General features: G+C 65.1%; 14 protein-coding genes. 10 read left to right on the top strand and 4 right to left on the bottom strand.

All coding sequences use genetic code 11. The features are described 5' to 3' along the window. Positions 1–28 precede the first annotated feature (28 nt). The 8 genes from G453_RS0100325 to G453_RS0100285 all read left to right on the top strand — a co-directional run bounded on the left by G453_RS0100325 (position 29) and on the right by G453_RS0100285 (position 9,647). Positions 29–2,368, top strand: a complete 2,340-nt coding sequence (locus tag G453_RS0100325; RefSeq protein ID WP_084502006.1) for a mechanosensitive ion channel family protein — start codon at positions 29–31, stop codon at positions 2,366–2,368. A 60-nt stretch (positions 2,369–2,428) separates the two neighbouring features. Next, the gene (locus G453_RS21555; RefSeq protein WP_051271295.1) at positions 2,429–3,655 is read left to right on the top strand and encodes a two-component system sensor histidine kinase NtrB; all 1,227 of its coding nucleotides are present in this window, start codon (positions 2,429–2,431) and stop codon (positions 3,653–3,655) included. Beyond that, the gene (locus G453_RS29080) at positions 3,656–4,771 is read left to right on the top strand and encodes an XTP/dITP diphosphatase (protein WP_084502005.1); all 1,116 of its coding nucleotides are present in this window, start codon (positions 3,656–3,658) and stop codon (positions 4,769–4,771) included. Between the two features lie 86 nt (positions 4,772–4,857). Next, positions 4,858–6,681, top strand: coding sequence for a glutamine--fructose-6-phosphate transaminase (isomerizing) (glmS, locus tag G453_RS0100310; protein WP_027189414.1), 1,824 nt, complete (start codon positions 4,858–4,860; stop codon positions 6,679–6,681). Positions 6,682–6,711: 30 nt separating this feature from the next. Then, a complete protein-coding gene (locus tag G453_RS21545; protein WP_051271293.1) occupies positions 6,712–8,169 on the top strand; it encodes an N-acetylmuramoyl-L-alanine amidase in 1,458 nt (485 codons plus the stop codon). 65 nt (positions 8,170–8,234) lie between these two features. Beyond that, positions 8,235–8,585 carry a hypothetical protein gene (locus tag G453_RS0100300; protein WP_027189413.1) on the top strand — a complete coding sequence of 117 codons (351 nt, stop codon included), beginning with the start codon at positions 8,235–8,237 and terminating at the stop codon, positions 8,583–8,585. Between the two features lie 126 nt (positions 8,586–8,711). After that, entirely contained in the window at positions 8,712–8,846 is a 135-nt protein-coding gene (locus tag G453_RS28970; RefSeq protein ID WP_268870733.1) for a hypothetical protein, read from the top strand. Between the two features lie 3 nt (positions 8,847–8,849). Continuing rightward, a complete protein-coding gene (locus G453_RS0100285; protein ID WP_084502004.1) occupies positions 8,850–9,647 on the top strand; it encodes a DUF4124 domain-containing protein in 798 nt (265 codons plus the stop codon). Positions 9,648–9,674: 27 nt separating this feature from the next. On the opposite strand, the gene G453_RS0100280 is transcribed toward G453_RS0100285, so the two are convergent. Then, entirely contained in the window at positions 9,675–10,301 is a 627-nt protein-coding gene (locus G453_RS0100280) for a helix-turn-helix domain-containing protein (RefSeq protein ID WP_027189411.1), read from the bottom strand. 172 nt (positions 10,302–10,473) lie between these two features. Between G453_RS0100280 and G453_RS21540 the strand changes: the two genes are divergently transcribed. Both G453_RS21540 and G453_RS0100270 read left to right on the top strand, forming a co-directional pair. After that, a complete protein-coding gene (locus G453_RS21540; RefSeq protein WP_051271291.1) occupies positions 10,474–12,291 on the top strand; it encodes a lysophospholipid acyltransferase family protein in 1,818 nt (605 codons plus the stop codon). Between the two features lie 199 nt (positions 12,292–12,490). Continuing rightward, on the top strand, positions 12,491–14,047 hold the full coding sequence (locus G453_RS0100270; RefSeq protein ID WP_084502057.1) for a sigma 54-interacting transcriptional regulator: 1,557 nt from the start codon (positions 12,491–12,493) through the stop codon (positions 14,045–14,047). Between the two features lie 578 nt (positions 14,048–14,625). Here G453_RS0100270 and G453_RS0100265 read toward each other — a convergent pair. The 3 genes from G453_RS0100265 to G453_RS0100255 all read right to left on the bottom strand — a co-directional run bounded on the left by G453_RS0100265 (position 14,626) and on the right by G453_RS0100255 (position 17,376). Continuing rightward, entirely contained in the window at positions 14,626–15,399 is a 774-nt protein-coding gene (locus G453_RS0100265) for a DUF2231 domain-containing protein (protein WP_043643867.1), read from the bottom strand. 21 nt (positions 15,400–15,420) lie between these two features. Then, positions 15,421–16,122 (bottom strand): ubiquinone/menaquinone biosynthesis methyltransferase, encoded by a 702-nt coding sequence (locus G453_RS0100260; protein ID WP_027189408.1) that lies wholly within the window; start codon positions 16,120–16,122, stop codon positions 15,421–15,423. 315 nt (positions 16,123–16,437) lie between these two features. Continuing rightward, positions 16,438–17,376, bottom strand: coding sequence for a UbiA family prenyltransferase (locus G453_RS0100255; RefSeq protein ID WP_051271288.1), 939 nt, complete (start codon positions 17,374–17,376; stop codon positions 16,438–16,440). Between the last annotated feature and the right edge of the window lie 56 nt (positions 17,377–17,432).

Here is a 17,432-nt window from a genome sequence, read left to right as displayed (position 1 = left end):
AAGACAAATCCCCCCGTGAGGGCCCTCCATGATACTTCGTGTGCTTGCCTGTTTTTTTCTGCTGTCGCTTGTTGCGATTCCCGCTTACGCCGAGGACGACGACGCCTGGAAGCTGATGCTCCAGCGCAACTACGAGGAACTCCAGTACCAGATAGACTACGTGGACGGCGTGTCCCAGAAGCTGCCGGGCATGGTGAAGCAGACCCGCCAGGATCTGGCGGCGCTGCGCAAGAAGCTCGACGAACTGATGGTGCTGGCGCGCGTGTCGGGTACCAGCCCCATGGAGTTGCGGGCGGTGCTGGCCGGGCTTGACATCCTCAAGGCCCGCGTGGACGCCGTGACCCAGCCCTTCAGCAAGGCCGACCTGGACATGAAGAACTTCCAGGAGCGCCTGACCGAACTGGAGGGCGAGTTCGCCCGCCAGTCCACGGACGGCCCCTCCACGGAGATCAACAAGGCCGTGGCCGACTTCCTGGGCGACCTGCGCAAGATGAAGGGCAAGCTGGGCCGGGTGAAGACCGTGCTGGACCAGGGCCTGAACCCCACAAACGACCTGCACAAGGGCATCGGGAAGCTGTCCCAGACCATCACCGAACGCATCCCCCGAGCCTGGAAGGACTATTACCTCACTCCCGGCAAGGGCTTTCTGTCTGTTGCGATCTGGAAGGAGGCCGCTCAGCGCCTGACCGACCTGCCCAGGCTGATCGCCATGTACACCACGCTCTTCGATGCCGGGGAATCCAGCCTCGGCGGCGTGGCGGCGCGGCTTCTGGGTCTGGCGGCGCTGCTGGCCCTGATGGCGGGAATCGGGCTCAAGCGCGTTGAGGCGCGCTATCCTGGCTTCAAGGTGACGCAGCCCTTGGGGAGCCTGGCCTGGATGGGGCTTGGCGTGTCCACCCTGTGGGCCACGGGCGGCGCAGCCTTCGTGCTGGTGCGCGCCGAGACCAGCGCCGTGGCCGAGATACTCCTGGCCAGGGGCGTTCTGGGCGTATCCTGGTTTCTGCGCCGCATGCAGGCCGGGGAAGCCGCTCCGGCAACGAACCCGGTGGCCTCAGCCTGGTGGATGTTCTTCCTGGCGGTGCTGTTGCAGATGCCCTGGCTGCCGGAGGCGTTGCGCGGCGGCGTGTGGGTGCTGGCCCTGTTCGCGGCTGGCTGGATGATGCGGCGCAGGGCCGCTGTTGGCGCATCCGCCTCCGCTGCGCCTGAAGCTGACGCCGCGGCGCCGCCTCCCCAGGAAGCCAAGGCTGCGGCGCAGGCGGACCTTGTCTCCCGTGTGGCCGCGGCTGCCGGATGGATCTATCCCCTGCTGTGCCTGCCTGCGCTTCTTGGCTGGGTGAACCTGACGCTTCTTATCGTCATCGGGTGGTTTCTGCTGTTGGTTTTCCTGCAAGCCGGCCTGGCTCTGTACGGGCTGGTGGGGCGCGCGGTGTCGCGGCCCGCAGCCGATCTGACCGGGGAGGCCGTGCGCAGCTTCGTGGGCGGCCTGGCCCTGCCGTTCACGGCCATCGCCATGGCGGCTGCCTTCCTGTTCTGGCTGTCCATGGCCATGGGCGGGCGCAGCGTGTTCTGGTCCCTGGCCGGGGCGGACCTGGGCGACGGCGACTTCAGCCTGGACCTGACCCGCCTGGCGATCATCTTCATCGGGTTCTACCTGGCCCGCGCGGCGACCCGCGTGGCCGACCGCCTGATAGCCGAGCTGCCCTCGCGCCGCCCGGACCTGGAGCGCGGCGTGCTGAACCTCCTGGAGACCATTTCCACCTACGTGATCTGGGGCCTGTACGTGCTCATCAGCCTGCGCATGGTGGGCGCGAGCTTCACAAGCCTGGCGGTGGTGGCGGGCGGCCTGTCCGTGGGCATCGGCTTCGGCATGCAGAACATCATCAACAACTTCATCTCCGGGCTCATCCTGCTGTTCGGGCGTTCGGTGCAGGCCGGGGACGTGCTCCAGATCGGCGAGACCTGGGGGTCGGTGCAGCGGGTGAACATCCGCAACACCGTGGTGCAGACCTTTGACAACGCCACGCTCTTCGTGCCCAACTCGGACCTCATCACCCAGCGGATCATCAACTGGTCCCACAAGGACCGGCGCGTGCGCCGCGCCCTGGAGGTCGGCGTGGTCTACGGCTCGGACACGGGCAAGGTGCACGCCCTGCTGCTGGAGGCCGCCAAAAGCCACCCCAACGTGCTGGCCCAGCCCAAGCCCACGGCCCAGTTCACGGCGTTCGGCGACACCGCGCTCACCTTCAAGCTGCTGTTCTGGGTGGACGACCTGGACAACGCAGCGCGCACCTCCTCGGACATCTACATGACCGTGGACAGGCTGCTGCGCGAGAACAACATCGCGGCATCCTCGCCGCGCAAGGCGTGAGGCGGCGTGTTCCGGTAAATTATCTTTGACTCCGGTTGCGAAGCGGTTAGAGAAATAGCAATGAACGATGCTCCTCCCCGCCCCCAGGACGCCGCCTGCGCTCTCGATCTGGCCCAGGAGCGCACGCTGCTTTCCTCCGTGATCGACCAGATACCAGACGACATCGTCATTCTCGACGGCAAGTCCTGCGTGATCGACGTCAACCGCGCGGTGATGGACCGCCTTGGAGGCCAGCGCAGGGACTACCTGGGCAAGCCCTGCTGGGAGGCCCTGGCCGGGTTCAAGGGCATCTGCGAGCCCGAAGGCGACGTGAGCCTGTGGGAGAACGTGCGCAAGTCAGGCCGCAGCGAGCAGGTTCACACGGTGGTGGACGACAAGGGCCGCCTGCAATATTTCCGGGTGTACATCTACCCGGTGCTGGGCACGGACGGCGCGCTGGCCAACGTGGTGGTGCTGCGCCGCGACATCACCCAGGGCACCTACATGGAGCGCCGCCTGCAACAGTCGGAGAAGCTGGCCGCCGTGGGGGAATTGTCCACCTACGTGGCCCACGAGATCAGGAACCCGCTGTTCGCCATCGCCGGGTTCGCCAATTCGCTCCTGCGCTCCGGCTCCCTGGACGAGAAGGCCCGCACCAAGGTCTCCATCATCCTGGAGGAGTCCAACCGCCTGGACAAGATACTGAAGAGCCTGCTCAACTTCGCGCGCCCCACCCAGGGCCTGAAGGGGCAGGTGGACCTGTGCGAGACCGCCCGCCAGACCATGGATCTCATGGCCCTGGGTTGCCAGAAGCAGGGCATCGAGGTCAGCGTGGAGATCGCCCCGGGCCTGCCCATGGCCAAGGGCGACCCGGAGCTTTTCAAGCAGTGCATCATCAACATGGTCAAGAACTCCATGGAGGCCATGCCGGACGGCGGAAGCCTCGCGCTTCGCTGCTTCATGCGCGGCGACAGCCTGGTGCTGGAACTGGCCGACACGGGCCGGGGCATCCCCCCCGAGAACCTGGATCAGGTGTTTAATCCGTTCTTCTCCACCAAGGACAAGGGCTCTGGTCTTGGCTTGGCCATGACCAAGAAGATCCTGGACGAGGTGGGAGGTTCGGTGGAGTTGGAGAGCGAGCTTGGCAAGGGCACCCAAGTGCGGCTGGTGCTCGCGCCGCTCATGGCGGCGGAGGAGACCGGGATCGAGGGTCAGGCCGCCCCGAGGCACGACTCCCTGTGGATACGGGGAGCGGACGGTTCGGGGGATACGTCAGGGAATAATCAAGACGGCAAGGAAGGTGTATAAGTGACGAAGGTCGTACTGGCCACGCGCAACCAGGGCAAGGTGCGCGAGCTTCAGGCAATGTTGGAAGGCCAGAACATCGAGGTGCTCGGCCTCGACCAGTTTCCCTGGATCGGGGAGGTCGAGGAAACGGGCGCAACCTTCGAGGACAACGCCCGGCTGAAGGCCGTGGCCGTGAGCGAGGCCACCGGGCTCATCGCCCTGGCCGACGACTCCGGCCTGGTGGTGGACGCCCTGGAGGGCGAGCCCGGCGTGCGCTCGGCCCGCTACGCGGGCGACAACGCCACGGACGCGGACAACAACGCCAAGCTGCTCGAAGCCATGAAGGACGTCCCCGACGACAAGCGCGCCTGCAAATTCATCTCGGCCCTGGTGGTCCACGCCCCGGACGGGCACGAGCTGGTCTTCCACGGCGTCTGGTTCGGGCGCGTGGCGCACGAGCCCTCGGGAACGGGCGGCTTCGGCTACGACCCCCTCTTTTTCGACCCGGAACTGAAGCTCTCCGCCGCCGCAATGACCCCGGAGCAGAAGAACGAGCGCAGCCACCGGGGCCGGGCGCTTCGCGAGATGATGAAATATTTCCCCGGCTTCGTCGAGACCGTGGAACGCGAGGCGGCCATGACCCCGGAACAGCGCATCCTGCGCGACACCTACTTCGGGGTGAAGGGCTGGCTGAAGGCCCTGTGCATGCTCATGATGGGCGGCATTCCGATATTTGCGGCCATGCTGGTTTCTCGCAACCTGCGCTTCATCGAGGCGCTGGAGGCTCCCGGCGGACCTCCGCGCGAGCTGGCCGCAGCCGTGGCCACCGGGCTCACGCTCCAGAACGTGCTGGCCGTGTCCGTGGGTTTTCTGATCTTCTGGGCGGGCCTTAGCCTGTACCGCCGCAAGAAAGGCGCGCTGATGTTCGCCAAGCTGGCCTGGATGTCCGCGCCGCTTGCCTGCGTGGTGGAATACGTGGCCGCCCAGTTCCTGAACTACACCCCCGAGGTGCTCCAGATGGCCGAGATGGCCATGATCGCCAACGCCCTGCCGGTGTTCGTGGTGTCCTCGGCGTGCATCATCTACCTGACGTTCTCGCGGCGGGTGAAGGCCACCTGCATGAACGACGGGGTCTGAGCGGCTGGCGCGGCTTGACAGACGCCCGGCTTTCCGCAAACTGACCACAGCCGTTTTTTGACAACAATCGAAAAAGAGGATCTTCCATGTGCGGCATAATCGGTTATAGCGGCCACCGCCCCGCCGTCCCCGTGATCATCGAGGGCCTCAGGCGTCTTGAGTACAGGGGCTACGACTCCGCTGGGGTCGCCTACATCCAGCACCGCGAGCTGACCGTGGTGCGCGCCGAGGGCAAGCTGGTCAACCTGGAGAACAAGCTGGCCGAGTCGCCGACCCATACCGCCACCTCCGGCATGGGCCACACCCGCTGGGCCACCCACGGCCTGCCCGTGGAGCGCAACGCCCACCCCCACCGCGACGCCTCCGGCAAGATCGCCCTGGTGCACAACGGCATCATCGAGAACTACCAGGAGCTGCGCGAGGAACTCAAAGCCAAGGGCATCGCCTTCACCTCCGAGACCGACACCGAAGTGCTGGCCCAGCTGGTGGGCCTGTACCTGGCCGAGACCAAAAAGCTCGACCAGGCCATGTCCAAGGCCCTGTCGCGCGTGGACGGCTCCTACGCCGTGTGCGTGGTGTCGCTCGATCATCCGGGCATCATCTACGCGGCGCGCAAGTCCTCGCCCCTGGTGATGGGCGTTGGCGTTGGCGAGAACTTCGTGGCCTCGGACATCCCGGCCTTCCTGCCCTACACCCGCGAGGTGGTCTTCCTGGAAGACGGCGAGATGGTGCGCATCGACGCCAACTCCTGGCAGGTGATGGACGCCGCCACCCTGGAGCCCGTTGCCAAGACGCCGCAGCACATCGCCTGGGACGTGCAGGCCGCCCAGAAGGGCGGCTACAAGCACTTCATGCTGAAAGAGATCTTCGAGCAGCCCCGCGTGATCACCGACTGCCTCACCGGACGCGTCGACCACAAGTCCGGCAAGGCCAACCTGACGGAGCTGGCCGGTGTTCCCGTTCCCGAACGCCTGACCATCGTGGCCTGCGGCACCAGCTACCACGCCGGGCTGTGGGGCATGTACCTGCTGGAGACCTGGGCCAAGATCCCCACCCGCGTGGAGATCGCCTCCGAATTCCGCTACCGCGACCCCATCATGGGCCCCGGCGACACCGTGCTGGCTATCTCCCAGTCCGGCGAGACCGCCGACACCCTGGCCGGGATGCGCCTTGCGCGCGAGCGCGGAGCCACGGTCATCGGGCTGTGCAACGTGGTCGGGTCCACGGTCTCGCGCGAGTCCGACCACGTCATCTACACCCAGGCAGGGCCGGAGATGTCCGTGGCCTCCACCAAGGCCATGTGCTCCCAGCTGACGCTTCTGACGCTCCTGGCGCTGCACTGGGGACAGGAAAAGGGCGTGCTGCCCCCGGACGTGCGCGCCAACTGCCTGAAGGCGCTCACGCACCTGCCGGACATCCTGGCCTCGGAGCTGCCGCGCATGCGTTCACGCGCCGCCGAGCTGGCCCGCGCCTATTCTGAGGCCCGGAGTTTCCTGTACCTGGGACGCGGAGCCTGCTTCCCCCTGGCCCTGGAGGGCGCGCTCAAGCTCAAGGAAATCAGCTACATCCACGCCGAGGGCTACGCCTCGGGCGAGATGAAGCACGGCCCCATCGCGCTGATCGATCCCAAATTCCCCACCTTCGCCCTGGCCCCCTGCGACGAGCTTTACCCCAAGGTGAAGTCCAACCTGGAAGAGGTGCAGGCGCGCGGCGGCAAGGTCATCGCCCTGACCCGCGCGGGCGCGGACCTGCACGTGGACCACGCCTGGGAGGTGCCCGAGGTGTGGGGCCCCATGAACACCTTCATGCTGCTGCCCGCGCTTCAGCTGTTCGCCTACGAAATGGCGGACTACCTGGGCAAGGACGTGGACCAGCCGCGAAACCTGGCCAAGTCCGTCACCGTGGAGTAGCCGGGCGTGCATTTGAGGATAGTCGCTGTCGTGTTTCTGGTCTTGTGGGCCGGGGTCTGTCTCGCTGCCGAAGCGGGGAAGGCCCCGGCTTCCGTTTCCGCCAAGAAAACCATTGCCCAGGCTGGAGCCAAGGATGCCAAGTCGGTCGCGGGCAAGTCCGGCGGGAAGAAGTCCGGCGGCGAGAAAGCCGCCGCGCCCGCCAAACAGGCTGAGCCCAAGGCATCCACTCAGCAGGCCAAGCCTCCCAAGAAGCAGGAGGCCAAAGCCCCCAAACCGGCCGTGGTCACGGACGTTCAGGTGTATTCCGGGCGCGACTATTCGCGCATCGTGCTGGTGCTCTCGGACGAGGCCCGCCACCACTGGCAGGTCCTGCCTCCCGACCCCAAGGAACCGGGCGTGCGCCGCCTCTATGTGGACCTGGACGACGCCGTGGTCCGGCGCGGCGTTCCCGGACGCTTCGACGTGCGCGGCGACGTGGCCCGCAAAGTGCGCCTCAGCCCCTTCAAGCCGGGCGTGCTGCGGATGGTGGTGGAGGTGGAGAACCTCAAGACCCAGCAGGTGTTCGTGCTGGAGAATCCCTACCGGGTCATTGTGGACGTGCAGGGCGAGGCGTCCAAAAAGGACGCTGGCGCAGCGTCCAAGCCCGGAGCGTCCAAACCGGCAGCTGGCAAACCGGGGAAAAAGGGCAGGTCCGCAGAGGCCGCGTCAGTGCAGCCGGACGACAAGCCCGGCCTTCCCGGCGTCAATCTGGCCACCGCAAGCCGCAAGAGGATGGCCAGACAGCTGGTGGAGCAGCTGGGACTTACCGTGCGCACGGTTATGGTGGACGCGGGCCACGGCGGGCGAGATTCCGGGGCGCGCGGCGTGGGCGGCCTGTGGGAGAAGAACGTGAACCTCCAGGTTGCCAAGCTCCTGGGCAAGCAGCTGGAGCAAATGGGCTTCGAGGTGCTCTACACCCGCACCACGGACAAGTATGTCCCGCTGGAGGTCCGCACGGCCATGGCCAACGCCCAGAAGGCCGACCTGTTCGTGTCCGTGCACTGCAACGCCCACGGCGACCCCAAATCCTCGGGCGTGGAGACCTATTCCCTCAATCTGGCCTCCACTCCGGACGAGGTGCGCGTGGCCGCGCGCGAAAACTCCGTGGACCCCCGGCGCATCTCGGACATGCAGAAAATCCTGGACGAGCTGATGCACGCCTCCAAGCTCTCGGAGTCGCGGGAGTTCGCGAAATCTGCCCATTCAGCCACGCTTTCCCAGGCCCGCAGGAGCCTGGACCTGCGCGACCGGGGCGTGCACGAGGCCCCGTTCTACGTGCTCCTGGGCGCGAAGATGCCCGCCATCCTGGTGGAGATCGGCTACATCACCAACCCGGCGGAAGGCGCGAAGCTCAAGGACCCCAAGTATCTGGAAGGCCTCGCCAGGGGCATCGCCGAAGGCGTGAAGGCCTACAAGCAGCGCATCGAGCGCTTCGCGGACAAGGGATAGGGCTTAAGTTCTCTTGCCTCCCTACCGATTCCTGTTATGACTGTGTCAAACCAGGAGGAATCGCCATGATGAAGTGTCTGTTGGCTTTCGTTGTCGTGGTTGCCATGGCGGGCAGCGCCCTTGCCCAGACGTCGTCCACGACCACCACAGTGTCCCCGTACACGGGGCTGGAAGCGCTGATCTACGCGGGCATGACCCCTGAGCAGCAGAACCAGTACAACGGCATCCAGGCCTACGTGAACCTGAGCACCCAGATCGTCACGGCGGCCTACTTCCAGTACGTGGAGAAGCGGTTCCGCAACGGCGAGACGCTCAACTCCTACGAGCAGACCATCCTGGCGCGCGGCCCCATGGCCATCACCTCAGGCAACCAGAGCTTCGTGACCGTAGGCACGGCCATCACCGCTTCGCCGTAGTGTGGAGTCCTCCAAATACATGGGCATGTATTTGGAGGATAAGAATCTGACAGTATACTTTTTACCCTTGAAAGACATGGTCATGTTTTTCAAGGACGCGAAACGAGTGCGGAGTCCCTGAAAGACGTGGCCATGTTCATCAGGGATAACGCCGGTAATCAGGTTTGTATTTCTCTCCATGGCGCGTTTGTCATGGCGGGCGGCTTTTCGCGGGCCATTGCAACGGCGCTGTTCATCCACCTTCAACTCATCCGGTCGTAACGCATGCGCAGTATCCTGATGGCCGCAGTCGCGGCGTGTGTTCTCGCGCCGCTCCTGGCGGCCGGCCCCAGCTGGGCCGAGGTCTACACCTGGAAGGACGAGAAGGGCGTGGTCCACATGTCCGACCGCAAGGTGGAGAAACCCGGCACGGCCGTGACGGAGATGACCGGACTCCAGGCGCCGCCCGCCACCGGCGGGCGCCAGGCAGTGGTGCAGGCCATGCTCGCCGCCGCCCGCAACAATCCGGGCTACGCGGAACTCCAGAAGATCGTGGCCGAGTACAAGCGCACCCACTCCTACTCCACGCTGGATTATTTCGTGTGCATCGATATGTCCCTGGAGATGGCCAATATCCTGAAGACCAGGAACTTCATCCCCAAGGTGGTGGCCGGAAACCCCAAGGTGGACACCGCCGGGCTGGCCGTCGACAAGGCCATGCAGACCTACAACCACGCCTGGGTGGTGGTGGAGCTTCAGCCGGGGGTGCACGTGGCCCTGGAGACCACGGGCGGCTACGTGGTGGACGAAAAGGCTCCCAACTTCGACCTGTACTATCAGGGGCTGGTATTCAAGGATCCTCGGCAGGCCAAGGAGACGGACGCCCTGATCCACAAGATCAACGCGGACTGCCAGAAGGCGCGCGAGATGGTCCGGGACTTCGAATCCTCCTACGCGGGGAGGCCTGCGACCCCGCAGGCGCTCGAATCCAAGGGCATGGTGGAAGCCAAGGCGAGGGAATGCACCGCTTCGGCGAAGCAGTATGAGGCGCTCATCAAGGGGCAGTATCGCAAGCTGTATTGACGGGCCGTGATGCGGGCGCTTCCGGCGCTACTTGCCGCCCGCAGCGCCCTTGATCTTTCCCAGCAGGTGCTTCTCCATCTCGCGCCCGTCTTTCCGCAAGCGGATCAGCTCCGCCTCCAGCACCTTGAGCTTGCCTGCCAGGTCTTCATTGGTACGGCGCATGGCCTCGATCTCTTCCTGGGCCTGAGCCAGCCCGTTGGTCAGGTTCCCCACCGTCTCGGCGGGCAGCATCATGCCCGTCGCTCCAGCCCCGCCGGGAAATCCCGCACTGCCCAGTATCCCCTGCAACCGCTGCCCGATGGCCTCGGCCATGGCCGCGCCGATGCGCATGGCCAGCTCCTCGCCGTTCAGCCCGCCGCCAGAGCTTGCCTGCTGCACGGGGACGGGCGTTATGACGGAGGCTCCGAGCCCGCCCTCGGCGTGCATGCGGCGCGACAACTCCGCCTTGGCGTCCGACACCTGAAGCCCGGATTCCAGAAGTTCATGGATGGCCCGGAACACCTCCAGGGCCTCGGCCTGGAAACGCTTGTGGCGTCCCTCCCCGGCGGCGGGCAGGAACTGGTCGAAGCGGTTCTTCCAGTAGTGCAGGGTGGATTCCGGCAGGTCCAGAATCTTGGCGATGGCGGCGATGGAATAGAGCTTGGCGTGTGACACGGGCACTTCCTTTCTGGGGGTTGCCGATACGTAGAGCCTTGCGGAGCTTCGAGTCAACCGTCTGGTGGCAGGACAGGGCAATGTTGCGGGAAGGGTCACGAAAGCTTCACGGCCCCGCAACACGATGCGGGTAGTCATGACCAACGTTCTCCACATCAATAGGAGGCCAGCCATGAATCAACAGAATCCGGCCCGACGGGCCGACGCCTTCTCCCTGTCCAGCGCCGTGAGGAATCCCCTGGCGCGCACCGTCCTGAAAGCCGTGGGCAAGCCGCTTGGCAAGGTCCTGGCCCTGGACGCCATCTCCAACCGTTTCCAGACCATCCCGCAGGGCGCCGTGGGCGTGGACTTCCTGCGCGGGCTGATGTCCGCCTTCGGCTTCACCTGCTCGGTGTCCGCCGAGGATCTGGCACATATTCCCGCAGACGGCCCCGTGGTGATGGCCGCCAACCATCCCTTCGGCGGCATGGAGGGGCTTCTGCTGGCGGACATGCTGCTGAAAGTGCGCCCCGACGTGAAGATTATGGCCAACTACCTGCTGGGCCGCATCGAGGAGCTCCGGGAGCTGTTCATCCTGGTGGACCCGTTCGGCACCGGCAAGTCCCAGGCGCGAAACATCGCCCCCATGCGCGACAGCATCTCCTGGCTGCGCGGCGGCGGCTGCCTGGGCGTGTTCCCGGCGGGCGAGGTGGCCCACTTCAGCATGAGCGAACGCCGGGTGGCCGAGCCACGCTGGAGCCCGTCCATCGCGCGCATCATAAAGTCCTGCGAGGCCACAGTGGTTCCGGTGCACTTCTCCGGGGCCAACGGGGCCATGTTCCACCTGGCCGGCATGGTGCACCCCAGGCTTCGGACGATGCTGCTGGGGCGCGAGTTCGTGAACAAGGCCGAAAAGGACGTGCAGGTACGCATCGGCCAGCCCATCCTCCACGCAAAGATCGCGGACATGAACGACACCAGGGCCGCCGAGTACCTGCGCCTGCGCACCGAGGTGCTGGGCGGCGGCGAGAAGAAGCCTGTCTTCAAGCGCTTCCCGGTCCGGTCCATTGTCCGGCAGGAGGCGCTCATCGCGCCGCAGGACCCCGACCTCATGGCCGCCGAGATCGAGCGCCTGCCCGAAGAACGCAAACTGCTGACCAACGGCGAGCAGGTGGTCTACGAGGCCAAGGCCCATGAGATCCCGCTCGTACTCAAGGAGATCGGCAGGCTCCGTGAAACCACCTTCCGCAAGGTGGGCGAAGGCACGGGCAAATCCTGCGACCTGGACTCCTTCGACGCGCACTACAGCCACGTGTTCATCTGGAACGCGCGCGCCCGCGAAGTGGTGGGAGCCTACCGCCTGGGCCGCACGGACGAGATACTGGCCGCCAAGGGTCGCCAGGGGTTGTACATCTCCACGCTGTTCAAGCTCAAGCCCGGCTTCATGCACCTGCTCGGGCCGTCGCTGGAGATGGGCCGCTCCTTCGTGCGCCCCGAATACCAGAAGAGCTACAACGCGCTCCTGCTCCTGTGGAGGGGCATCGGCACGGTGGTGGCCCGCGAGCCCAAATACCGGACGCTCTTCGGACCGGTGAGCATCACCAACGAGTATCAGGCGGCGTCGCGCCAGCTGATCGCCGGGTACTTCGAGTCGCGCCCGCAGATGCCTGACCTCTCCCGGCTGGTGAAGCCCCGCACGCCCATGCGCGCCAAGTCCTGGCTAAAGAAGGCGGCCAAGGCCCTGGTGGCGGACGTGGAGAGCCTGTCCGAACTGGTGAGCTCCATGGAAAAGGACCGCAAGGGCATCCCTGTGCTCCTGCGCCAGTACCTGAAGCTCGGCGGCAAGCTGCTGGCCTTCAACGTGGACCGGGACTTCAGCGACGCCCTGGACGGGCTCATCGTGGTGGATCTTCTGGAGACCGACCGCAAGCAGCTGGAGCGCTACCTGGGCAAGGACGGCCTGGCCGGTTTCCTGGAATATCAGCTTGGTGGTTTCAAGCGCAGCGCCTGATTAACGTTTTCGTAAACAAACCCCAAAATCCCCGCCGACAATTTGGCGGGGATTTTTCTTTTGTTATTCAGCTGTTTCTCGGCATTTACATGATTTGTGTAAATTCGTGATTGCCAGTCTACAATTTTGTATTTATTGTGGCGGTGCATGAGAGGGCGCGCCGACGAACGGCGGGACCCGTCTTATGCCCGGAAAAGAAATGGACAACGTCAGTAAGCTCGAATTGAAGGTCCTCTACGAGATCGCCCAGATCATCGGGCAGGCGCTCGAACTGGACCAGACCATTGGCGACATCTTGCGTATCCTCTCGGAAACGCTGGAAATGCAACGCGCAACCGTAACCCTGCTCGACGAAGAGACCAGTCTGCTCACCATCCGCGCCTCCCACGGCATGACCGCCGAAGAGAAAAAGCGCGGCGTCTACAAGCTCGACGAAGGCGTGACCGGGCGCATCTTCCAGACCGGAAAGCCCTTCGTGGTGCCGGACATATCCAAGGAGCCCCTGTTCCTGGACCGCACCAAGTCCAGGCGCGTGGAGCGCGGGCGCATCGCCTTTTTGGGCGTGCCCATCGTGCTCAAGGGCCAGACCGTGGGCGTGCTCACCGTGGACAGGCTCTTTGGCGAGGACGTCTCCTACGAGGAGGACGTACGCTTCCTGTCCATCGTCACGGCGCTCATCAGCCAGTTCGTGCAGCTTGGCAAGCAGGTGCGCGCCCGCGAAGAAGGCCTTCGCCGCGAGAACCTGTCGCTGCGCTTCAAGCTCTCCAAGAGCTACCAGCGCTTCTTCATCGTGGGCCAGAGCCAGCCCATGACCCGCGTGCACCAGATGATCGAGAAGGTCGCTCCCACCAGGGCCACGGTGCTGCTGCTGGGCGAGTCCGGCACCGGCAAGACCCTCACCGCGCGCATGATCCACGAGCTCTCCGACCGCGCAAAATATCCCTTCATCAAGGTCAACTGCGCGGCCATCCCCGAGAACCTCCTGGAGTCGGAGCTCTTCGGCTACGAGAAGGGAGCCTTCACCGGAGCCGTGGCCCCCAAGCCGGGCCGCTTCGAGGAAGCCGAAAAAGGCACAATCTTCCTGGACGAGATCGGCGAGCTGTCCTCCGGTATTCAGTCCAAGCTGCTCCGTTTTTTACAGGAACGTGAATTCGAGCGGTTGGGCGGAGCCAAGACCCGCAAGGTGGACGTGCGCATCATCGCCGCCACCAACCGCGACCTGGCTGAGGCCGTCACCCTGGGCGAGTTCCGCGAGGACCTCTACTACCGGCTGAACGTGTTCCCAGTGCTGGTGCCCTCGCTTCGCGAACGCCGCGAGGACATCCCCGCGCTGCTCAACCACTTCCTGGACAAGCTCTCGCGCGAGTACGGGCGCAGGCTGTCCTTCTCGCCTCGCGCCCTGGACGCGCTGGTCAAGTACGACTGGCCCGGCAACGTGCGCGAGATGGAGAACCTCGTGGAGCGTCTGTCCATCATGGTGGAGGACGAACGCATCGACCTGGGCGACATCCCTCCCTACTTCTTCAGCGCGGGCAAGCCCGTGGCCCAGCTGCCCGCCGACGGCCAGGGCAGCCTGAAGGACATGGAGAAGCGCGAGGTGATCGGCGCGCTGGAGCGGCACAACTGGGTGCAGTCTCGCGCTGCGCGAGAGCTTGGGCTGACGCTTCGCCAGATGGGCTACCGCATCAAGAAGTTCGGCCTGGAACGCATGGTCAACGAGCGCCGTGGGCGGGAGAACGGACTGGAGATGATGTAGTGGCGCATTTATTGAGAAGCATGGCATTTTAGGGACGCTTAAGAGAAGAGAATATGCCTCCGGCGGGCAAAGGGCCCAAATGGCAATGGGCTCTGCACACCCTCTCCGCTTCGCGTAACATACCGCTACGTTTCAGATATCACGCAAGAGAGCCCAGGAGCGCGCAAGGCCGCGCTTCTGGGCTCTGTTATCTTGGGATCACCGTTGAGTTGCGCCGGTGTTCAAGGCCGGTCACATGCGTCTTCCCCATGGCTCTCGATCATCACGCAAGTCATGTCTGCATTGCGGCAGAACATTGTTTTCTTCTCGACTGGGCGTGCTTTCGGCTGGAGCTGGTGGCTGTCCCGTCCGGGTCCTGGCGGGCGGGCGACGAATCGTCTTCAAATCGGTTCTAGCCCGCCCGCCAGGACACGGACGGGACAGCCGCCAGCCACAGCCACTCCCCAAACCAAAGTCTCCCGCACACGACGCGAAGCTTATTGCAGGGTCCAGGGGGATCATCCCCCTGGCGGGTCCAGGGCGGAGCCCTGGTGGGGCCTGGGGCGAAGCCCCAGAAGCTCCGGCAGGAAGCGAAGCCCCTAGTCGTGCATGGGAAAGGTCAGCCCCGCGCCGTACCATCCCACCACGCCCATGACGGGCAGCATGGACAGCACCAGCACGGTGAACTGCCCGGCGCTGGGGCTCCCTGCGGCGAGCACCGCAGGATTCGCCATCCACCACACCACTGCGGCCAGGAATTGCAGGAACAAGACCGGGCTCAGCGCCAGCTTGATGCGCACGGGCGTGAGCGGCGCGAGCATGTAGTTGTATTTCCAGGTGGCGAGCCCGGTAAGGATGGCCACGGGCGTGAACAGCACACCCACGATGTTCATGGCGTGCACGGCGTTCTCGAACAGGGGACGTCCGGTAAGCAGGAAGAGCAGCAGGAAGAACACCGCGCCGGTGGCGAACGCAATGGGGAAATGCACGGTCATGGGGTGCGGATGGCGGCGCAGGAACGGGCTCTTGCGCAGTATCCAGGGCAGGTGCTGCTCCGGTTCCCTGGGGCATTCCGGCCCGGCAGCTCCGGCGGTTGCGGCCTGAGGCGCGCCGCTTTCGGGGATTTCGGCCCCGGCCAGCACGCCCACCTGCGGGTAGCGTTCGAGGCGGTCTTCGGGATGCGGGGCCTGGGCGAGGTCTGCCGTCAGGTCGTGCCCGGCGTCGTGGCGGTTCATGTGCCGCCCGCCCTTCCAGATCTTGCTGCCGGAAACGTCCACCACCTTGCCGTTGTAGGCCACATAGACGGGGCGGCCGTCCTTGCCGTCGAACTGGGCCAGTTCTTCCAGGGTGAAGGTTTTCATCTCGGGGGGCATGGGGGCTCCTTGGCTTCGGGATCAGTTCAGGGGTTTCGTTCCTTGATGAATGCGCGCGATGCCTCCGGAGAGGGGCGTCTGGCCGACGTCGGCGAATCCGGCCTGGCGGATTTCGGCGCAGAACTCCTCCGGGCCGGGGAATCCGTAGACCGAGGTCTTCAGGTAGGAGTAGGCGTAGTCGGTGCGCGAGAGCCAGTTGCCGAAGGGCGGCAGGATGTTGTCGAAGTAGAGGCGGTAGAGCCCGCGCAGCAGGGAGTTGTCGGGCAGCGAGAACTCCATCACCAGGAGCTTCCCGCCGGGCTTCAGGATGCGGTGGAACTCGGTGAGGGCCTGCATGCGCTCCTGCACGTTGCGGATGCCGAACGAGATGGTGACCACGTCGGCGCAGGCGTCGGGCAGGGGCAGGCATCGCGCGTCGCCTGCCAGCATGCGCACGCGTCCGTCCAGGCCGCGTTTGCGCAACTTGCGCTGGCCCACGAACAGCATGGCCGGGGTGAAGTCCACGCCCAGGATGCGGGCCAGGGGGCGCTGGCGGGCGATCTCCATGGCGACTTCGGCGGTGCCGACCGCGATGTCCGCCACGGTGACGGGCCGGTCCGCCGGAATCAGGCGCGCCAGTTTCTTGCGCCACAGCACATCGATACGCAGCGACAACATGCTGTTCTGCATGTCGTAGCCTTCGGCAATGGTGTCGAACATCCGTCTTACTTCAAAATCACGCATGGGAAATGCCTCCGCCGGCCAGAGAGGAAACTTATTGAAAACAGTTGTCCTCTCTGGACTCTCCTTCAAAAACTTTCAAGTAGCTTCGCGGGTTAGCGCGATAAACCGTCGTGTTGTCGGCTGGTGGCCGGGGGATGTCACGTCCGCGCCATGCGAGGCGGGCTCGAATCGATTTGAAGACGATTCGTCGCCCGCCTCGCATGACACGCCCGTGACATCTCCTGGCCCCCAGCCTGTTCCCCGCACACGACGCGAAGCGGAAAGCCGGGTCAAGGGGAGGCTTCTCCCCTTGCGGGTCTGGGCGGAGCCCAGCTCCTATTTGAAAATCATCCAAACCAGCAAAAACCCGAGCAACGCGACGGGGAAATAGCTGGCGCGGTTGAACAGGGCGGCGGCTTCCCCCCTGCCCTTGCGCCGATAGAGCGCCAATCCGGGCGGCAGCAGCAGCCAGCCGATGATCCCTGCGCCCAAAATCGCCCCGAAGAAACCGAATCCCATGGGCGCGGCCAGCAAGAGCGCCAGCGTCCCGGCCACCACGCCGCACAGGCAGTAATAGGCCACCTTGGCGGCGTGATCCACGCCCAGGGCCACGCAGAGGGTGCGTGCTCCCTGGCGCTGGTCCTCCTCCAGGTCGAACCAGTCGGCGGGGATGTTCTGTCCGCCCACCTCCCAGGCCGAAGTGGTGAGCAAAAGAAGCGCCGGGAACCACCAGGGCGCGGCTGGATCAACGGCCAGGATGGCGGCAACGCCACCCAGCGACTTGACTATCGCGTTGATGAGCGAGCGCAGATGGCTGACCTTGAGGAGCATGCAGTAGACCACTTCCAGCGCGCACCCGGCCAGGAGCAGCCCGGCGCACACAGGATTGAGCACGTAGGCCCCGGCCAGCGCGGCCACGCCCCAGCAGGCGGTCCAGATGAGGCCCTCGCGCCGGGTCAAAAGCCCCATGGCCATGGGGTGGCGGGCGTAGACCGCATCCAGGTAGCCGGAGGTGTCGCCGCGTCCGCCCTGGTAGTTGTCGCGGTCCACCTTGAGGTCGGCCAGATCGTTGACCGCGTAGACGGCCGTGTACCCGGCGAACACGGTGAACAGACCCAGGAGCGCCACGCCAAACGGCGGGAAATGCCCCAGCCACAGGAGCGCGGCGGCCACGGGCATGGTCATGTCCAGCAGGCCGTGCGGCGTGCGCGACAGGGCAAGGAAGAGTTTCAAACGGGTGATCGGCCCGCCGAACTGGGCCGTAAGCGACGACATGCAGTCTCCTTGGGCTCGTCTAGTGATCGGACATCGCGCCGCAGGGCCAATATTGA

It is taken from the genome of Fundidesulfovibrio putealis DSM 16056, from assembly GCF_000429325.1.
Classification (GTDB): Bacteria; Desulfobacterota; Desulfovibrionia; order Desulfovibrionales; family Desulfovibrionaceae; genus Fundidesulfovibrio; species Fundidesulfovibrio putealis.
This window is presented reverse-complemented; position numbering and strand designations above follow the sequence as displayed.

What these genes read in the sequence shown, in the direction of transcription:
- G453_RS0100325 (WP_084502006.1), top strand. Translation starts at nt 29, where the DNA reads ATGATACTTCGTGTGCTTGCCTGTTTTTTTCTGCTGTCGCTTGTTGCG.
- G453_RS21555 (WP_051271295.1), top strand. Translation starts at nt 2,429, where the DNA reads ATGAACGATGCTCCTCCCCGCCCCCAGGACGCCGCCTGCGCTCTCGAT.
- glmS (WP_027189414.1), top strand. Translation starts at nt 4,858, where the DNA reads ATGTGCGGCATAATCGGTTATAGCGGCCACCGCCCCGCCGTCCCCGTG.
- G453_RS0100300 (WP_027189413.1), top strand. Translation starts at nt 8,235, where the DNA reads ATGATGAAGTGTCTGTTGGCTTTCGTTGTCGTGGTTGCCATGGCGGGC.
- G453_RS0100285 (WP_084502004.1), top strand. Translation starts at nt 8,850, where the DNA reads ATGCGCAGTATCCTGATGGCCGCAGTCGCGGCGTGTGTTCTCGCGCCG.
- G453_RS21540 (WP_051271291.1), top strand. Translation starts at nt 10,474, where the DNA reads ATGAATCAACAGAATCCGGCCCGACGGGCCGACGCCTTCTCCCTGTCC.
- G453_RS0100270 (WP_084502057.1), top strand. Translation starts at nt 12,491, where the DNA reads ATGGACAACGTCAGTAAGCTCGAATTGAAGGTCCTCTACGAGATCGCC.
- G453_RS0100265 (WP_043643867.1), bottom strand. Translation starts at nt 15,399, where the DNA reads ATGCCCCCCGAGATGAAAACCTTCACCCTGGAAGAACTGGCCCAGTTC.
- G453_RS0100260 (WP_027189408.1), bottom strand. Translation starts at nt 16,122, where the DNA reads ATGCGTGATTTTGAAGTAAGACGGATGTTCGACACCATTGCCGAAGGC.
- G453_RS0100255 (WP_051271288.1), bottom strand. Translation starts at nt 17,376, where the DNA reads ATGTCGTCGCTTACGGCCCAGTTCGGCGGGCCGATCACCCGTTTGAAA.